At 65.1% G+C, this 18475-nt stretch carries 18 protein-coding genes and 1 tRNA gene; 4 read left to right on the forward strand and 15 right to left on the reverse strand.

Features of this window, described 5'->3' with window-relative positions; translation table 11 throughout:
* Positions 1-23: 23 nt before the first annotated feature.
* The 6 genes from LQ952_RS03740 to LQ952_RS03765 form a co-directional block, all read right to left on the reverse strand.
* On the reverse strand, positions 24-653 hold the full coding sequence (locus tag LQ952_RS03740) for a 50S ribosomal protein L25/general stress protein Ctc (protein WP_238621321.1): 630 nt from the start codon (positions 651-653) through the stop codon (positions 24-26).
* Between the two features lie 80 nt (positions 654-733).
* Entirely contained in the window at positions 734-1672 is a 939-nt protein-coding gene (locus LQ952_RS03745) for a ribose-phosphate diphosphokinase (protein WP_238621358.1), read from the reverse strand.
* 228 nt (positions 1673-1900) lie between these two features.
* Positions 1901-1975, reverse strand: a tRNA-Gln gene (locus LQ952_RS03750).
* Positions 1976-1983: 8 nt separating this feature from the next.
* Positions 1984-2865, reverse strand: coding sequence for a 4-(cytidine 5'-diphospho)-2-C-methyl-D-erythritol kinase (gene ispE, locus LQ952_RS03755; RefSeq protein ID WP_238621322.1), 882 nt, complete (start codon positions 2863-2865; stop codon positions 1984-1986).
* The gene (gene lolB / locus LQ952_RS03760; RefSeq protein ID WP_238621323.1) at positions 2862-3461 is read right to left on the reverse strand and encodes a lipoprotein insertase outer membrane protein LolB; all 600 of its coding nucleotides are present in this window, start codon (positions 3459-3461) and stop codon (positions 2862-2864) included. Before lolB ends, ispE begins: the two co-directional genes overlap by 4 nt.
* Positions 3458-5236 carry a tetratricopeptide repeat protein gene (locus tag LQ952_RS03765; RefSeq protein WP_238621324.1) on the reverse strand — a complete coding sequence of 593 codons (1779 nt, stop codon included), beginning with the start codon at positions 5234-5236 and terminating at the stop codon, positions 3458-3460. Before LQ952_RS03765 ends, lolB begins: the two co-directional genes overlap by 4 nt.
* A 445-nt stretch (positions 5237-5681) precedes the next feature.
* On the opposite strand from LQ952_RS03765, the gene hemA reads away from it, so the two are divergent.
* Genes hemA through prmC form a run of 3 tightly spaced genes read left to right on the forward strand, consistent with a single transcriptional unit; the run spans position 5682 to position 8895 of the window.
* The gene (gene hemA, locus LQ952_RS03770; RefSeq protein ID WP_238621325.1) at positions 5682-6956 is read left to right on the forward strand and encodes a glutamyl-tRNA reductase; all 1275 of its coding nucleotides are present in this window, start codon (positions 5682-5684) and stop codon (positions 6954-6956) included.
* Entirely contained in the window at positions 6953-8035 is a 1083-nt protein-coding gene (prfA, locus tag LQ952_RS03775; RefSeq protein ID WP_238621326.1) for a peptide chain release factor 1, read from the forward strand. Before hemA ends, prfA begins: the two co-directional genes overlap by 4 nt.
* 8 nt (positions 8036-8043) lie before the next feature.
* A complete protein-coding gene (gene prmC / locus LQ952_RS03780; RefSeq protein ID WP_238621327.1) occupies positions 8044-8895 on the forward strand; it encodes a peptide chain release factor N(5)-glutamine methyltransferase in 852 nt (283 codons plus the stop codon).
* On the opposite strand, the gene lipB is transcribed toward prmC, so the two are convergent.
* From lipB to ppa, 9 genes are all read right to left on the reverse strand, one after another.
* On the reverse strand, positions 8882-9508 hold the full coding sequence (lipB, locus tag LQ952_RS03785) for a lipoyl(octanoyl) transferase LipB (RefSeq protein WP_238621328.1): 627 nt from the start codon (positions 9506-9508) through the stop codon (positions 8882-8884). The two genes, prmC and lipB, sit on opposite strands and share 14 nt — an antisense overlap.
* 12 nt (positions 9509-9520) lie before the next feature.
* A complete protein-coding gene (locus tag LQ952_RS03790; RefSeq protein ID WP_238621329.1) occupies positions 9521-9790 on the reverse strand; it encodes a YbeD family protein in 270 nt (89 codons plus the stop codon).
* Positions 9790-10641 (reverse strand): D-amino acid aminotransferase, encoded by an 852-nt coding sequence (locus LQ952_RS03795; RefSeq protein WP_238621330.1) that lies wholly within the window; start codon positions 10639-10641, stop codon positions 9790-9792. Before LQ952_RS03795 ends, LQ952_RS03790 begins: the two co-directional genes overlap by 1 nt.
* Before the next feature lie 135 nt (positions 10642-10776).
* A complete protein-coding gene (locus LQ952_RS03800) occupies positions 10777-11946 on the reverse strand; it encodes a D-alanyl-D-alanine carboxypeptidase family protein (protein WP_238621331.1) in 1170 nt (389 codons plus the stop codon).
* An 87-nt stretch (positions 11947-12033) separates the two neighbouring features.
* Positions 12034-12903, reverse strand: coding sequence for a septal ring lytic transglycosylase RlpA family protein (locus tag LQ952_RS03805; protein ID WP_238621332.1), 870 nt, complete (start codon positions 12901-12903; stop codon positions 12034-12036).
* The gene (gene mltB, locus LQ952_RS03810) at positions 12900-13967 is read right to left on the reverse strand and encodes a lytic murein transglycosylase B (protein ID WP_430733755.1); all 1068 of its coding nucleotides are present in this window, start codon (positions 13965-13967) and stop codon (positions 12900-12902) included. The genes LQ952_RS03805 and mltB overlap by 4 nt, the downstream gene beginning before the upstream one ends.
* Positions 13964-15082, reverse strand: coding sequence for a rod shape-determining protein RodA (gene rodA, locus LQ952_RS03815; protein WP_238621334.1), 1119 nt, complete (start codon positions 15080-15082; stop codon positions 13964-13966). The genes mltB and rodA overlap by 4 nt, the downstream gene beginning before the upstream one ends.
* On the reverse strand, positions 15082-16935 hold the full coding sequence (gene mrdA, locus LQ952_RS03820; RefSeq protein ID WP_238621335.1) for a penicillin-binding protein 2: 1854 nt from the start codon (positions 16933-16935) through the stop codon (positions 15082-15084). The genes rodA and mrdA overlap by 1 nt, the downstream gene beginning before the upstream one ends.
* A gap of 116 nt (positions 16936-17051) precedes the next feature.
* Positions 17052-17585: an inorganic diphosphatase gene (ppa, locus tag LQ952_RS03825; protein ID WP_238621336.1), complete on the reverse strand. Its 534-nt coding sequence runs from the start codon at positions 17583-17585 to the stop codon at positions 17052-17054.
* Between the two features lie 180 nt (positions 17586-17765).
* On the opposite strand from ppa, the gene LQ952_RS03830 reads away from it, so the two are divergent.
* Complete coding sequence (locus LQ952_RS03830; RefSeq protein ID WP_238621337.1) at positions 17766-18419, forward strand: adenylate kinase; 654 nt, start codon at positions 17766-17768, stop codon at positions 18417-18419.
* Positions 18420-18475: the final 56 nt, after the last annotated feature.

An 18475-nucleotide genomic window follows, 5' to 3' on the forward strand; every position in this document is an offset into this window, starting at 1 on the left:
TGCAGTCGGAAAACGAAGGCGGCTTATGCCTCGCCTTCGCCCTCGGCTTCGGACTCTTCGGCAGCACTGCCGCCACGGGTCTTCAGTACGCTGACCACCGACAGATCATGATCCGGACCCTGGGCCAGGGCCACGATGCTCACCCCTTCAGGCAGCCGGATCTGGGACAGGTGCAGGGAGTCGCCCACGTTCAGGTCGGCCACGTCCACTTCGATGAACTCGGGCAGGTCCTTGGGCAGACATTCCACTTCCACTTCCACCGCCTGGTGGCTGAGCATGCCGCCGCCGGTCTTCACGCCCACGCAGCTTTCTTCGTTGATGAAGTGCAGGGGCACATGCACCTTCAGGGCCTGGTCTTCGGTGACGCGCTGCAGATCCATGTGCAGGACCATCTGCTTGACCGGATGACGCTGCAGGTCGCGCAGGATGACCCGCTCGGACTTGCCGTTCACCTTCAGGGTCAGGATGTGGGAGTAGAAGGCTTCATGGGCCAGGCTCAACCACACGGTGTTGTGGTCCAGAGTGACGGCCACGGGTTCCTTGCCGGCACCATAAACGATGGCGGGCAGCTTGCCGGCACGACGCAGGCGGCGGCTCGCACCCTTGCCCTGGTCCGCGCGCGGCTCGGCTTGCAGTTCGAAATTGACACTCATGTCGGGTTCTCCAGTCATACAAACAAAAAGCCTCTCCCGCGACCAGGAGAGGCAGTGGCGGTCGATCCGTTGTCAGTTCATCAGTCGATGAACAGGGAGCTGACCGATTCCTCGCGGTTGATGCGGCGGATGGTCTCCGCCAGCATGCCGGCAACGCTGAGCTGCTTGATGCGGCCGCAGGCCTTGGCCTCGGGACGCAGCGGCAGGGTATCCGTGACCACCAGCTCGTCGAGCTGGGAGTTGTTGATGTTTTCGATGGCGGGGCCGGACAGCACCGGGTGGGTGGCGTAGGCCATGACCTTGGAAGCCCCATGATCCTTGAGGGCCTTGGCCGCCTGGCACAGGGTGCCGGCGGTATCCACCAGGTCATCGATGATGATGCAGGCCTTGTCTTCCACGTCCCCGATGATATGCATCACCTGGGATTCATTGGGCTTGGGACGACGCTTGTCGATGATGGCCAGTTCCGCGTCATCCAGGCGTTTGGCCAGGGCACGGGCACGGACCACGCCGCCCACGTCGGGGGAGACCACCAGCAGGTTGGGGATCTTCTGGCGCCAGATGTGCCCCAGCAGGACCGGCGAGGCATAGACGTTATCCACCGGCACGTTGAAGAAACCCTGCACCTGATCGGCATGCACGTCCACCGTGAGCACCCGGTCGGCACCGACGGCTTCAAGCATGTTGGCCACCACCTTGGCGGAGATGGGCACGCGGGCGGACCGCACGCGCCGATCCTGGCGGGAGTAGCCGAAATAGGGGATGACGGTGGTGATGCGACCGGCGGAGGCCCGGCGCAGGGCATCCACCATGATCAGCAGCTCCATCAGATTGTCGTTGGTGGGCGCGCCGGTGGACTGGACGATGAAGACGTCCCGACCGCGCACGTTCTCCAGGATTTCCACCTGGACTTCGCCATCACTGAACCGGCCGACAACGGCCTTGCCCAACGGCAGGTTCAGGTGATTGACGACACTTTGAGCCAATTGGGGAGTGGCATTCCCCGCGAAGACCATCATCTTGGATTTTTCCACCACTGTGGACCTGGGCAGCATGATTCCAACAATGTCCGGTTGCGAGCGAAGCGGATGACAGGGCTGCACCAGCAGGGCTGACGCGGGCCACCCTGCCGGCGAAAAGACGTACCACCCTGCGCCATAGCGTAAACGCCGCCAGCCGGTGAGTGTCACGGAGACAATGAACCGGTGGCGGCGCTGGCCCGGCGACGGCAGGCAACGTCTGAAGAATGGCTGGGCCGGCAGGATTCGAACCTGCGAATGCCGGGATCAAAACCCGGTGCCTTACCACTTGGCGACGGCCCAATAAATCGTTATTCCTGAACAGCAGGCGCGGCCCGGAACTGCGCCCTACGCCGATGCAGCGGAGACTGATTGCAGCCTCGGGCAACGAACCCCGACCATCCGCACGGCAGGCACTCCAGGGCGGCGCGGGCGGCCTCTTCCGTCTCGAAGACACCAAACACACAGCTGCCGGTCCCCGTCATGCGCGCCGTCACGCCCTGCCCTTGCAGCCATTCCAGGGCTTTGGCCACCGCTGGAAAGCGCCGGCAGACGACCGGCTCACACACGTTGCCTGCTCGTCCTGCAAGAAAGTCCGCTATTTTGATGGGTGGGCAGTCCCGTGTCAATCCAGGATCGGTGAAGATCGCCCCGGTGGGCACCATCACGCCGGGATGCACCACCAGATACCAGGGCTCCGGCGGCGACACCGGCGCCAGCCGCTCCCCCACCCCTTCCGCCCAGGCGGCGTGGCCGCGCACGAACACCGGCACATCCGCCCCCAGCTTCAGCCCCATGGCGGCCAGGGCCTCGTCATCCAGCCCGGTCTCCCAGAGGGCGTTCAGGGCCACCAGCACCGTGGCGGCATCGGAACTGCCGCCCCCCAGTCCACCGCCCATGGGCAGGCGCTTGCGGACCCGGATGGCCACCCCCCCGGGATGCCCGGTGGCGGCCTTGAGGGTACGAGCGGCCCGCACGGTCAGATCATCATCGTGGGCCACCCCGTCCAGGGCATGCTCGGCCCGCACCCGATCTTCATCCAGCAGCCGGAAATCCAGCGTATCCCCGAAGGTGAGAAACTGAAACACGGACTGCAATTCGTGGTAACCGTCGGGACGACGGCCGGTGATATGCAGGAACAGGTTGAGCTTGGCCGGCGCAGGCCAGCCCATGCAAGGGTCTTGTTGCGTCATGGTGTCATTTGCCAGTCGTCCACCACCAGGCGAACGCGTATGTGGTCGAATTCCAGCCTCATGCGATCAGGCAGCGGCGCCGGGCCGACGGCCTCGGCGTAGCGATCGTACCCCACGTCCCAACCGGACTGCAGTAATCGCTGCGGCCGACCCGCCGGATCCAGGGTCCGCCCTTCCAGCCGATCATGAGACGGTACGCCCAGCACCCAGTAGCGCAACCCGCTGACCGGCAGCTGCCAGCCCAGGGCCTGATGCACCAGCCGATCCACATCCCGATCCTGGTACACCGCCCCTTCCGCGTTGCGCAGGGTCACACCGGCGGCATTGCCTTCCAGGGTCGCGGCGTGACGCCCGAAGGGTCCGAACAGCTGGATGTCGTAGTCATCCCCCCGCTGGCGCCAGCGCAGATGGGCATTCCACTGCTCGTTCTCCAGGAACAGCGCAATGCGACCGTTCAGGGTCCACTCATCCCGCGCGGAAAGCAGCTGCACGCGCTCTCGCCAGGCCTGCTCCCGATCATCTACCGGCACCGGCGGGCGCACGGCACAGGCGGTGAGCACCAGGCTCACCAGACCGATCAACCAGAACGTTCTCATGGATCCAGGCGCTCCTTGAGTCTGAGCAGACGCTCATGCGCCGGGTCCCGCTCCAGCGCCTTACGCAGGATACCCAGGGCCTCATCCCGGCGCCCCTGTGCCCACAGCAGGGCCGCCAGGTTGCTCGCAATCTCGCTGTCTTCCATCATGTCGTGCGCCCGACGCAAATAGACTTCCGCCTCATCCAGACGACCCAGGCGATAGAGCACCCAGCCCATGCTGTCGATGACGGCCGCATCGTCCGGACGCTGCGCATAGGCCCGACGGATATAGCCATAGGCCTCCTCGTGACGATCGGTGCGATCCGCCAGGGTATACCCCAGCGCGTTGAGGGCGGCCGCGTTATCCGGGTCCTGGGCCAGGATCAGGTTCAGATCCGCCTCCACCTGATCGATCCGGTCCAGACGCTCCGCCATGAGCGCCCGGGAATACAGCAGTTCGGGGTTGCCGGGATACTCCCTGAGCCCCTGATGGAGCAGGTCCATCCCCGCCTCGTAGTCACGGGCATCTCTGAGCAAACCGGCCTCGGCCAGATAGACCCGCACCCGTTCGCCCGGCTCATCCAGCCGATCCCGCAACGCCGACAGGTCCGCGCGGGCCTGCGCCAGCTGCCCCACCCCCCCCTTGAGCAGGGCGGCACGTATGACGGATTCATCACGATGCTCACCCCGATTCACTTGCGCATAGAAACGAATGGCCCGCTCCGGATCACCGCCGGCCTCGGCGATCCGCCCCAGGTAATAGCGGGCCTCCTGAACCCGGCGACCGGTCTGCAGCACTCGTTCCAGATAGCGCTGCGCATCCTCGTACTGTTCCACCTCGATGTTGAGCAGTCCCAGGGTGTAAAGCAGGTCGGCATCCCCCGGCCGCTCCCGGGCCACCCGCTCGAACTGCCGACGGGCGTCTTCATAACGCTCGGACTGCAATAGCAGGCGAGCATAGGTGACGCGCAGATCCACATCCTCGGGATAGCGGGCCACCAGATCGCCCATGGCCCGCAGGGAGGACGCCTGATCACCGGCCTGCCCCAGCGCCCGGGCGCGCAGCACGTGCGCCTCTCTGAGCCCATCATCCAGGGTCAGCGCCCTTTCGGCCGCCGCTACGGCCGTCAGGGGCCGATCCTGCTGCAGGGCCAGGCCGGCCACGGCCAGATAGGCAAGGGAGTCGTCTCCCCTGGACTCCGCCACCAGAGCGAGGGCCTCCAGCGCCGCATCGCCGTTCTGACTGCGGGCCAGCATGTTCACCAGCAGGCCATAGCCATCGCCCTCCACCGCCTCCACGCGCTCAAGCACGGTCAACAGATGCGGGGCCGCCGCATCGGGGCGGCCTTCGTTGACCAGCAGCGCGGCCAGAATCTGACGGGCTTCCAGATTCTCCGGTTCCAGCGCCAGCCAGCGTTCGGCGCCCGGCAGGGCCGCGGCCGGATCACCGGCAAACAGGGCGATACGGGTGGCCCGCTCGGCCACTTCGGGGTTGCGGGTACGCTGAGCCGCACGCAGATAGTGCTCCACGGCGACCTGCAATTCTCCCTGGTGTCCGGCAATCTCGCCGACCAGCAGTTCGTAGAGCAGATCGGAGACACCGTTGCCCTCCCCTTCCAGCGGCAACAGATGGCCTTCGGCCAAGGGCTGCCAAGGCTCCTCGTAGCCCTCGCCGTCCCGGGACAGACCGGCGCAGGCGGCCAGCAATCCACACAGCACCACCGCCGCCCCCAGGCGGGGTACCGGGCGGCGGGGAGGAAACCAGGGGAAAACGGATCTTTGATCGGGCAGCATGGAAAGACTATAAACCCATTTGTTCAAAAAATGATGGTCCTGCGGGGCGCGCCAAGGTCACGGGACAGTGTAAACTAGACTGGACATCACTCGACTGACACCATGTCAACCGTACCTGCCGGCATGTCAAGCCCCGGAACCGGGAAATCGCAAGCTCTTGATACGGGACATGGACGACCGGCGGGGAATCCACCACATTGGGGCGGATCTGATACGGTCGACGGCAGAATCGGACCGGGGCAGCGAGCGGGAAACCCGAACAATCAGGTTAACCGTCCCATGCTCCTTAGCACCCCGCAACGGCCGATAAGTTCCCGCCGCAGCGGGTCGAATTTTGCGGACAGGTCAGTTTTCCGAGCGGACTCAAAGGGTTGAAAATCCGGGACATCTTGTCATGACTTCAATGCTGGCGCAGAATACGCTATTCCACAGGTCCTCACGTGCGATGCTTTTTACTCTCGGAGTCAACCATAAATCCGCCCCGGTCGGGATTCGTGAACGCGTCGTGTTCTCCCCGGACCGCATGGATGAGGCCCTGACCGGCCTGACCCGTTCCACCCCGGTGGATGAGGCGGCGATCCTGTCCACCTGTAACCGGACGGAGATCTACTTCCGCTCCGAGGCGCACCAGCCCGCCGATCGCGTGCTGCATTGGCTGGCGGATTTCCACCGCCTCAAGCCCGGCGAGATCCAGCCCTACATCTACCGTCACGCCGAGGCCGATGCGGTCAAGCACCTGCTCCGCGTGGCCTGCGGCCTGGATTCCCTGGTGCTGGGTGAACCGCAGATCCTGGGGCAGCTCAAGGGTTCCTATCAGAGCGCCGGTGCCGCCGGCACCCTGGGCCGCCAGCTGGGCCGACTGTTCCAGCACGCCTTCTCGGTGGCCAAGAACGTGCGGACATCCACCGCCATCGGCTCCAGCCCGGTTTCGGTGGCCTTTGCCGCCGTCTCCCTGGCCAAGCAGATCTGGGGCGACATGAAGCCCCTCACCGCCCTCATGATCGGCGCCGGTGAAACCATCGAACTGGCGGCCCGCCACCTGCACAGCAACCAGATCGGCCGCATCATCGTCGCCAACCGTACCGTGGAACGGGCCAAGGTCCTGGCCAGCGAATTCGACGCCGAGGTCATTACCCTGTCCGAGATCCCCGCCCGTCTGGCGGAGGCCGACATCCTCATCTCCTCCACCGCCAGTCCCCTGCCGATCCTGGGCAAGGGCGCCGTGGAGCGTGCCCTGAAGGCCCGCAAGCGCCGTCCCATGTTCATGGTGGACATCGCCGTACCCCGGGACATCGAGCCCGAGGTAGGCAATCTGGACAACGTCTTCCTCTACACCGTGGACGACCTGGAAGAAGTCATCCAGGAAAACCTCCAGTCCCGCCGCGAGGCGGCGCGCCAGGCGGAGGAGATCATTGAATCCCAGGTCAGTACCTTCATGGGCTGGCTGCAGGCCCAGAGCGCGGTAAGCACCATCTGCGCCTTCCGCGACAAGGCCCATGGCGTCCAACTGGAGGTGCTGGAAAAGGCCAACCAGATGGTGGCCGCCGGCAAGTCGCCGGAAGAAGCCCTGTCCTTTCTGGCCCACACCCTCACCAACAAGCTGCTGCATGACCCCTGCCACGCCATGAACGAGGCCGCCCGCGAAGGTCGCCTGGAACTGGTGGACGCGGCCCATGCCCTCTTCAAGCTGCCGAGTCTCACCAACAAGATCCATTCGTGAAAGACTCCATTCGTCGCAAGCTTGAAGGTATCGCGGATCGTTTCGAGGAACTCAGTGGCCTGCTGGCGGATCCGCAGGTCATCGGGAACCAGGATCGCTTTCGCCGCTATTCCGTGGAATACAGCCAGCTGGAGCCGGTGGTCCAGTGCTGGAAGGACTATGCCGGCGCCCTTGATGAACTGGAGGCCGCGCGCCAGATGGCCCGGGACCCGGACCCGGACCTGCGTGGCATGGCCGAGGATGAGATCCCCGTGCTCCAGACCCGCCTGGAAGCCCTGGAACTGGATCTGCAGCGTCAGCTGATCCCAAAAGACCCTCACGACGAGAACAATACCTTCCTGGAAATCCGTGCCGGCACCGGCGGGGACGAGGCGGCCATCTTTGCCGGCGACCTGTTCCGCATGTACAGCCGCTACGCGGAAACCCGGGGCTGGCAGGTGGAACTGCTCTCCGAGAGCGAGGGCGAGCACGGCGGCTACCGGGAGGTCATCGCCCGCATCATCGGCCGCGGGGTCTATTCCCGGCTCAAGTTCGAGTCCGGCGCCCATCGGGTGCAACGGGTGCCGGATACGGAATCCCAGGGGCGCATTCACACCTCTGCCGCCACCGTCGCCGTGATGCCGGAACCGGACGAGATGGAAATCCCGGAGATCAATCCGGCGGACCTGCGCATCGACACCTATCGGGCCAGCGGGGCCGGTGGCCAGCACGTCAACCGTACCGATTCCGCCGTGCGTCTCACCCATCTGCCTTCCGGCATCGTGGTGGAATGCCAGGACGAGCGCTCCCAGCACAAGAACAAGGCCCGGGCCATGAGCCTGCTGGCCGCCAAGCTGATCGAGCGGGAAGAAACCCGCCGCTTCCAGGAGCAGAGCGCCACGCGCAAGAGCCTGGTGGGCAGCGGGGACCGTTCCGAGCGCATTCGCACCTACAACTTCCCCCAGGGGCGGGTCACGGATCATCGCATCAACCTGACCCTCTACAAACTGGAGGCCATCATGACCGGCGAGCTGGATCCGGTTATCGATCCGCTGGTGAATGAACACCAGGCCGAACAGCTGGCCGCCCTGGCCGACTGAGCCGCCCCTTGCCCGCCCTTACCCTCAAGACCCTGTTGATTGAGGCGAGAACCGCCCTGGCCCATGGGGAAGCGCCCCGCCTGGAAGCGGAACTGCTGCTGGCCCATGCCCTGGGCCGGGATCGCGGCTGGCTCTATGCCCATGGGGGCGACACCCTGGAGGACCCCACCGCCCTGGCATGCTTCAGGACCCTGGTACAGCGACGCGCCCAGGGCGAGCCGGTCAGCTACCTGCTGGGCTGTCGAGAATTCTGGTCCCTGAATCTGCAGGTCCGCCCCGGCGTGCTGATCCCCCGCCCCGACACCGAAACCCTGGTGGAGGCCGCCCTGTCGCGGCTGCCCCAAGACCTTCCAGGCCGGGTGGCGGATCTGGGCACGGGCACGGGCGCCATCGCCCTGGCCCTGGCCGTGGAGCGCCCCCGGTGCCGCATCATTGCCGTCGACCGCTCACCCCAGGCGCTGGCCGTCGCCATCGAGAATGTGGAACGGCTGGGGCTGGGGCAACAGGTAACGTGTCGATGCGGTGACTGGTTCGAGCCGCTGGCGGGCGAACGCTTTGACCTGATCGTCTCCAACCCGCCCTACATCGCCGAGGCAGACCCCCATCTGGAGCAGGGGGACCTGCGCTTCGAGCCCCGCTCGGCCCTGGCCTCGGGGCCGGACGGTCTGGCCGATATCCGTCGCATCGTCGGTCAGGCCCCCGACCATCTCGACCCGGGCGGCGGACTGCTGCTGGAGCATGGGATGGGTCAGGGCAAGGCCGTCAGGGAGCTGCTGGTACAGGGTGGGTTTTGCGGGGTAGAAACCGTGCAGGACCTGGGCGGCAAGGACCGGGTGACTCTGGGGATCATGCCGCTGTGACCGGCCTTCCCAGCCGCAACGACAATGCCTTCGTCAACCCCGTCGCCGCCTGACGCCAGTCTTCTCTCCCCCCCAGCGCCGCTAGGGAGGTGGTCGCCAGCCCCCGGTAACCACAGGGATTGATGCGATCAAAGGCCGACAGGTCGGGATCCAGGTTGAAGGCCAGGCCATGATAACTCCCTCCCCGCCGGACCCGCAGGCCCAGCGCGGCAATCTTGGCGTCCCCCACATAGACCCCGGGCGCCTCGGCTCGGGCCTGGGCGGCGATCCCCTGGGTCGCCAGATAATCGATCACCGCCGACTCCAGCGCGGTCACCAGGGCCCTCACGCCCAGCCCCGAGCGCCGCAGATCCAGCAGGGTATAGATCACCACCTGACCCGGCCCGTGGTAGGTCACCTGCCCACCCCGGTCCACCGGGATCACCGGGATGTCGCCGGGATCGAGCACATGCTCCGGCTTGCCGTTGAGCCCCAGGGTGAACACCGGGGGATGCTCCACCTGCCAGAGTTCATCGAGGGTGCCTGCATCCCGGTGCTCGGTGAAGGCCTGCATCCGTCGCCAGGTGGACTCGTAGTCGCAGCGCCCCAGGCGGCGCACAAGGATGGCGGACATGTCGGCACAGGCTCAGAGGGTCATCTGCACCAGCTCACAGGCGCTGAGTTCAAGATAGAGGGCGTCCATCTGGGCCTGGCTTTGGGCATGGACACGGATGGTGATGGCCTGGTAGCGCCCCCCCTTGGAAGCACGCACGGAAAAATCCGACTCCCGGATATCCGGCACATGCTTGCCGACGATGACCCGTACCCGCTCTCCCAGCTCCGGCACCGAGGCACCGAAAACCTTCACCGGGAACTGACAGGGAAACTGCAATCCCATTTCTTCGGGCTTTTGCATCACACGCCCTCCCGCAGTCGAGCCTTGTAATCCTGATACAAGCCATGCAGCCGCCGCCAGACGGGGCCGGGGACGCCCGCGCCCACCGGTCGGCCGTCCAGGCGGGTCACGGGCAGAATCTCCCGGGTGGAACTGGTCAGCCAGATCTCCTCGGCCGCCCGCAGCGACTGTTCCGGAATGGCCGATTCCATCACCGGCAAGCCGGCGTCCTGGGCCAGTTCCAGCACCAGGTCCCGGGTGATGCCGGGCAGGAGAGAACGGTCTTTGGGCGGGGTGACGATGACGCCGTCCCCCACCGCGAACAGGTTGCTCGCGGCACCTTCCGTCGCCAGTCCCTGACGGATCAGAATGGCTTCCGTCGCCCCGGAATCCAGGGCCTCCTGACGGGCCAGCACGTTGGGCAGCAGGGTGATGGCCTTGATATCGCAGCGGGACCAGCGATGGTCGGCGATCACCACCGCGGCCACCCCCTGCTCCAGCACCGCCGGGTTAGGGGGCGCAATGGGATTGACCATGGCAAAGACCGTGGGCCGGACACCGGACGGGAAGGCGTGGTCACGACGGGCCACGCCCCGGGTCACCTGGACATAGAGACTGCGGTCCCCACCCGGATTCTTCTCCAAGAGGGTCATGAACAGGCCCTTCCAGCCCGCCCGGTCATGCGGGTTGTCGATGCGCACCTCGGCCAGACTGCGCTCCAGACGTTCCAGATGCTCTGTCAGGCGCAACGGATGCCCACCGAAGACCGGGATCACCTCGTAGATCCCGTCACCGAACAGAAAGCCCCGATCGAACACGGACACCCGGGCCTGGGCTTCCGGCACGAACTCGCCATTGAGATAGATGATCATGTCTTGAACCAACCGAAGGTTTAGGGAAACACTGAAAAAGCCCCCGTGCCGTCACTCCCGCGAAGGCGGGAGCCCAGAAGATCCATTCCGTGACTGGATCCCCGTTTGCGCGGGGATGACTTGCTCAGAACATCCTTAGCGAACCCACATCCAGGCACTGTCGATCAGACGCCGGAACAGGCCGCCATCATCAACCCCCTGCAAGGCCACCAAGGGCAGGACCCGCAGAGGCTCCCCATCCAGCATGATGCGCAGTTCGCCATAGGCCCGTCCCTGCTCAATGGGGGCTTCCAGCTTGCTGCCCAGGGAAATCTCCGCCTGGAGACGATCATAACCGCCGCGGGGAATGGTCACATGAAGATCCTCCACCAGACCCAGGGGAACCCGGTTCTGCTCTCCCTTGTAGACCCGGGCCTCGGTCAGGGCCAGCCCGCCATCATAGAGCTTGTGGCCCTCGAACTGCCTGAAGCCCCAGTTGAACAGGGCCTGGGACTCGTTGGCGCGGACTCGCCCCCCCTGCTCATGGTCGGCGGCCTGGATCCCCATGACGGAAGCCACCAGGCGCATGCCGTCCCGCTGTGCGGAAGACACCAGGTTGTAACCGGCAGTGCTGGTCCAGCCGGTCTTGCCCCCATCCACGGCATCGTCCCGCCACAGCAGGATATTGCGGTTGGACTGGGAGATGCCGTTGAAGGTGAAACTGCGCTCGGAGTAATAGGAATAGTATTCGGGGAAATTCCGGATCAGGGCCTGCATCAGCACGGCAATGTCCTGGGCCGTGGTGTACTGGGGCGTATCACTGGGCAGCCCATGGCTGTTCTGGAACTCGGTATCGTACATCCCCAGGGCGCGGGCCTGGGCATTCATCATGTCCACGAAAGCGCCTTCGGTACCGGCAATGCGCTCCGCCAGGGCGACGCAGGCATCGTTGCCGGACTGAACGATCATGCCCCGGATCAGTTCCTCGACCCCGACCTGGGTATTCACCTCGATGAACATGCGCGACGCACCGCGCATGCCGGTACGCCAGGCGCGCTCGCTCACATCCACCCGTTCGTTCAGGGTCAGGCGACCATCCTGCAATTCCTTGAAGACGATATAGGCGGTCATGATCTTGGTGAGACTGGCAGGCTCCACCCGCTCATTGGCGGCACGCTCGGCAAGCACCATACCGCTGACCGCATCCAGCACCACGTAGTTGCGGGCGGTCAGGTCCGAGGGGGGGGAGACACGCAGGTTGGCGCCGGCCAGTCCGGGCAACAGGAGGGCAAGCAACAGAACGCTGACGACGAGTCTTGGCATCATGGCATCTTCAGGGGCTGAAAAACCGACAGAATGGATATTCGGATCGAGAAGGGTAACATACCAGGGACACCCCGGATGCGAAGGGGTTCAATCGGTGACGACCCGATAATCTCCAAGCCCCATGGACTGCAGGATGCGGACCGTCTCCCGCTTGCTGCGGACATCCGACAGAGGGCCGACACGCACCCGGTAAAGGGGGGTATCGGCCTGCCCGCCCTCCAGGACGGCCACCTGCTCAAGGCGGGCATGCAGGCGATCACGCAACCGTTCCGCATTCACGCGGCTGGAAAAGGCGCCCACCTGCAGAAAAACGGGCTCGCCCGGGTCGGATTCAACCTGGCCGGCCGGAGCGTCCTGCCCCGCCCACCCGGCCTGCATGACCTCGGGACGGGACGGCTCGGGGATCAGGGCCTTGACCTCCACCCGTGCCGTCCCCTCACCCAGCATGCCGATACGATGGGCCGCCGCATAAGAAAGATCAATGATGCGATTGTCCACGAACGGTCCTCGGTCATTCACCCGCACCACCACGCTGCGGCCGTTCTCCAGATTGGTCACCCGCGCATAGGTGGGCAGCGGCAATGACGTGTGGGCCGCCGTCATGGCGAACATGTCATAGGGCTCGCCGCTGGAGGTGCGCCGGCCATGGAACTTGGTCCCGTACCAGGAGGCCACGCCGCGTTCGCGGTAGCCCTCGGCACTGTCCAGGGTGGTATAGCGGCGCCCGAACACCACGTAGGACGCCGGATTACCGTAACGGCTCGGGGGCTCCACCCGGGGCACCGGCTCAGGCACCCGGGACAGGTCCGGAATCCTGCCGGGATGAGGGGCGCCATCCCGCTCTTCAGGTGTGTAGCCGGGACCGGCGGGGCCGGGACCACGGCTACTGCTGCAGGCGGCCAGGGTCAGCGCCAGCAAGACCGCCGGCAGAAGACGCAGGGCAACCTGCCTGGTCACCGCGCCCCACCATCCGCCAGGGCCTGCTCCCGGGCCTTGCGAATCTCCCGCGCCAGCTCATATACCGCCATGGCATAGAGCGGACTGCGGTTATACCGGGTGATGACATAGAAATTCTCATAGCCCAGCCAGACCTGGGTCCCCTCCTCCGCCTGCAGCTCTATCACCGAGAAGCGGGCATCCGGTGCCACGCGGCCTTCCGGCACGATGCCGTGGCGGGCCAGCTCATCAAGGTCATGGCGGGCCTGATAGCCGCTCCCCATCAGGGATTTGTAGGCATCCCCCTCCACCCGGGCGCGCACCACCACGGGTTCTCCCATGACCCAGTGATGCCGACGGAAATAGTTGGCCACGCTGCCGATGGCATCGGGCCAGGAGTTGAGCAAATCACGGCGACCGTCGCCGCTGAAATCCACGGCATATTCCCGGTAGCTGGAAGAAATGAACTGCCCCCGCCCCATGGCTCCGGCGTAGGAACCGAGCGTTTCCCGCAGGTCCAGCCCTTCCTCTCGCACCAGGTGCAGGTAGTGACGCAGTTCGGAGCGGAAGAAGTTCGCCCGGGGCGGATAGTCAAAGCCCAGGGTCACCAGGGCATCCACCACCGGAAAGGTCCCCTGATGGCGGCCGTAGAAGGTTTCCACGCCGATGATCGCCACGATGATCTCCGCGTTGACCTGGAAGGTCTCCTGGGCGCGCAGGATGGTCGCTTCATGCTCCTGCCAGAAACGCTCCCCGGCACGGATCCGCTGTTCGGTGAGGAAGATCGGCCGGTAGTCCTTCCAGGGACGGGCCTCGGCCGGGGTGGAGATCAGATCCAGGATCCGCTGCTGCGGCCTGGCCTCGGCAAACAGCCGCTCCAGCTCGCGGGCATCGAAGCCATCCTCCCTGGCCAGGGTACTGATGAACTCCCGGACATCGCCGCGCTCAAGGTACGGCGGGTCACCGGCCACCAGGCCACGGGGATTGGCCCCGGCTGCGGCACAGGCGCCCAGCAGCAACGCTGCCAGCAGCAGGGAAGACATACGACGGTGGAAAGGCACCGGGGAAGCGCACAGGAAGGTCATCGGGCGAGTAGTCTGCGGTGGGAGTTGATGGACATCAGAATACCGAAAGCCGCCATCAGGGTCACCATGGACGTACCGCCGTAACTGAACAGGGGCAAGGGGACCCCCACCACCGGCAGCAGCCCCACCACCATGCCCGTATTGACGAACACGTAGACAAAGAAGGTGAAGCTCAGACTTCCTGCCAGCAGACGCGAATAGGTGTCCTGGGCCCGCAGGGCGATGGTCAGCCCGCGCAGGATCACCAACAGGTAAAGGGCCAGCAACAGCAGGATGCCCATCAGACCGAACTCCTCGGCATAGACGGCGAAGATGAAGTCGGTGGAGCGCTCCGGCAGGAACTCCAGCTGGGACTGGGTGCCGTTGAGCCAGCCCTTGCCGTACAGCCCCCCGGAGCCGATGGCGATCTTGGACTGGATGATGTGATAGCCGGCCCCCAGGGGATCACTCTCCGGGTTCAGCAGCGTGAGTACCCGCCGCCGCTGATAATCCTGCATGAAATGCCACAGCACCGGCGCCGCCACCATGGCCAGGGCCCCCAGTCCCATGAGGATGCGCCAGCGCACCCCGGCAAGAAAGATGATCACCAGGCCGGAACCCGCCACCAGCAAGGCGGTGCCCAGGTCCGGCTGCTTGGCGATCAGCACCGACGGCACCAGCACCAGCAGACCCGCCGCCACGACTTCCACGAACCGGGGCGGCAGCGGTCGATCGGCGAAATACCAGGCCACCACCATGGGCACGGCGATCTTCATGAATTCGGAAGGCTGAAACCGCACGACCCCCAGATCCAGCCACCGCTGCGCGCCCTTGCCCACCTCACCAAAGAACATCACCGCCAGCAGCAACAGGACCCCGGCGGCATACACCCAGGGCGACCATTGGCGCAGATGGTGCGCCGAGATCTGCGCCATCACCATCAGTATGGTAAAGGCAATGCCTACCCGCACCCCCTGCCGATACAGGGTATCCAGATTTTCACCGCTGGCGCTGTAGAGCACGACAAAACCCATGGCCAGCAACAGGGCCACCCCCCCCAGCAACAACAGGTCCAGGTGCAGGGCACGGACAATGGCGCGCCCCAGACCGTGCTCTTCCGCGGTGCCGTTCAGCATCAGGGGGTCATCTCCAGCATGAAATAGTCCATCACCTTACGGGCCACCGGCGCCGCCACCCGGCCACCGCTGCCGCCGTTCTCCACCAGCACCGCTATCGCAATCCGGGGTTCATCCGCCGGGGCGAAACCGATGAACAGGGCATGATCACGCAGGTGCTTGGCCACCGTTGCCTCGTCATATTCCTCATCATCCGCCAGCCCGAACACCTGCGAGGTCCCGGTCTTGCCGGCGATGCGGTAGGGGGCGTCCCGTCCTGCCGACTGATAAGCCGTGCCGTTGCTCCGGTGCATGACGTGCTCCATCGGGGTCAGGACCTGACCCCAGTGTTCCGCACGGCTCACCTGCACCGGGCTGAGGAATTCCGGCTCGGCCACATGCAGCTCCTCACCGTCTTCACCCAGCATGCCACGCAGCAGATGGGGACGCACCCGCTGGCCGCGCATGGCCAGGGTGCTGCTGATGGAGGCCATCTGCATGGGGGTGGCCAGCATGTACCCCTGCCCGATGGCGGTGATCAGGGTTTCGCCGGGGAACCAGGGCATGCCCTGCGCACCCCGTTTCCACTCACGGCTGGGCAGCAGGCCGCGACGCTCGCCGGTGCTGTCGATGCCCGTGGCCTCCCCCACCCCGAAGCGCCCCAGGAATTCCGACATGCGGTCGATCCCCAGTCGATAGGACATGTCGTAGAAGTACACGTCCGATGACTGGGTGATGGCCTTGTCCAGGTCCACCCAGCCATGGCCGTACCGCCGCCAGTCCCGGTAGCGTCGGGTATCGTTGGGCAGGGTGTAGTAGCCGGCGGCGAACATCTGTCGATCCGCGCGGATCACGCCATGCTCCAGCCCCGCCAGGCCCACCAGCATTTTCAGGGTGGAACCGGGCGGGTACTGGCCCGACAGGGCGCGATTGAACAGGGGCTGGCGCCGATTGTTGCGCAGCTCCTGGAAGGTGCGGGCCGGAATCCCGTGCACGAACAGGTTGGGGTCGAAGGTGGGCATGCTGACCATGGCCAGGACCTCGCCGTTGCGGGGGTCCATGGCCACGATGGCGCCGGCCATACCGTCCAGGGCCTCCTGGGCCACGGCCTGCAGACGCACGTCCAGGCTCAGCACCAGATCACGCCCCGGCGCTGGCGGCTCCCGCTCCAGGACCCGCAGCATACGACCCTGGGCGTTCACCTCCACCTTCTGGAAGCCCACCTGACCGTGCAGCTGATCCTCATAATAGCGTTCGATCCCCAGCTTGCCGATATGGCTGGTGCCGGCGTAGCGCCGGGTATCGATGCGGGCCAGCTCCCGCTCATCAATGCGCCCCACATAGCCGATGACATGGGCCAAGGCGTCGCCATGGGGATAATGGCGCGCCACCCGAGCCTGCACGTCCACGCCGGGGAACAGATGCCGATTGACGGCGAAGTTGGCCACTTCCTCGTCCGTGAGATTGAGCTTCAAGAGGACCGCCTGGAAGGGGCGCTTGCCCCGCAGTGAGCGGCGAAACCGCTCGATCTCGGCCGGCTCCAGATCCAGCAACGCCGAAAGCCGGTCAAGGGTGTCCTGCAGGTTCTCCACCTGCTCCAGGGTCACCTCCAGCTGATAGGCCGGACGATTCTCTGCCAGCACCACCCCGTTACGGTCATAGATCAGCCCCCGGGGGGGTGGCAGGGCTTCCAGACGCACCCGGTTGCTCTGGGACAGGGTCGAAAAATGGGAATGGTTGAGCACCTGCAGCTGCGTCAGCCGCCCCCCGACAAGACCAAACAGCAGAACGATGATGACGCCCAGGGTAATGACTCGGGCCAGGAACAGCCGCTGTTCCAGGTGGTGATTCTTGATGGGTTGACGCGACGACATGCCCTTGATCCGGAAGACTCATGGCCACACGGGCAGGAGGAGGTTGCGAGGGCCGGCGTGCCTGAAGTTAAGTGGGCAAAAGCGGTGGGGAGGCCGCAGCCACCCCACCGCCGAGATCAGGCCTGGGCCTGATGGCGCTTGACGGAACTCTCGATCTCGGCCTTGGCCTCATCAACGCCGACCCAGCCTTCGACCTTCACCCACTTGCCGGGTTCCAGTTCCTTGTAATGCTCGAAGAAGTGCTTGATCTGGTCCAGCAGGAGGGCGGGGACGTCGTCGGGGCCCTGGATGTGATCATATTCCCGGGACAGCTTGGACACGGGCACCGCCAGCAGCTTGGCGTCCTCGCCCGCCTCGTCGGTCATCTTCAGCATGCCCACGGGACGGCAACGAATCACGCTGCCGCTGACCACCGGGAAGGGGGTCATCACCAGCACGTCCACCGGATCACCGTCATCGGACAGGGTGTGGGGCACGAAACCGTAGTTGCAGGGGTAGAACATGGGGCTGGCCATGAAACGATCCACCAGCAGGGCACCGCTGTCCTTGTCCACCTCGTACTTGACCGGCGAGGCATACGCAGGAATCTCGATGATCACGTTGATGTCGTTGGGCAGGTCTTTGCCTGCGGAGATCTTGTCAATATTCATTGGATCAGGCCCAAGGGGGTTGTGGATCAGGAGGCGGCATTATAACGGCAACCCGGCCGGCGAAAAGCCACCTCCCAGGGGGGAGTGCTTGCGTGCCGGGCGCTTGAGCAGGTATAAGTTTCGGCCTAATGTCTTTATAACCCATCTGATACACGCCTATTATTCTAAAGAGGAAATGCCATGCGTATCGTGCTTCTGGGCGCACCGGGATCCGGCAAGGGGACCCAGTCCAAGCTGATCATGGAGCGCTACAAGGTGCCTCAGATCTCCACCGGGGATCTCCTGCGCGCTGCCGTTTCCGCCGGAACGCCCCTGGGCCGGCAAGCCAAGGCCGCCATGGATGCCGGCCAGCTCGTGACGGATGATATCGTCCTGGGCATGATCCGCGAACGCCTGGCCATGCCCGACACTCAGCAGGGCTACATCCTGGACGGGTTCCCCCGCAACCTGGCCCAGGCCGGGGCGCTGGACGACCTGCTCAAGGAACTGGGCAAGCCGCTGGATGTGGCGCTGCTCATCGACGTGGACTTCGACAATCTGATGCAGCGCCTCACCGGCCGCCAGACCTGCGGCTCCTGCGGCGCCGTCTTCAACCGTCACACCAACCCTTCCCGGAAGGAAAACGTGTGCGATGTCTGCGGCGGTGAACTCACCCACCGCGCGGACGACAACGAAGAAACCATCGGCAAGCGTCTCAAGGTCTACGAAGAGCAGACCCGCCCCCTGGTGCAGTATTACAGCGAACGCAGCCTGCTGCAGACAGTGAAGGGTGAAGGTGAGATCGAGTCCATCTACAAGGCGGTCTCCGAGGTGCTGGAGTCCTGCCGCAAGTAAGGACGTGCTCCGCCCCGAGACACACTCCGGGTGTCTCGGGGTCATCTCACCCCGAT

It is taken from the genome of Ectothiorhodospira lacustris, assembly GCF_022227785.1.
In the GTDB taxonomy this organism is placed as follows: domain Bacteria; phylum Pseudomonadota; class Gammaproteobacteria; order Ectothiorhodospirales; family Ectothiorhodospiraceae; genus Ectothiorhodospira; species Ectothiorhodospira lacustris.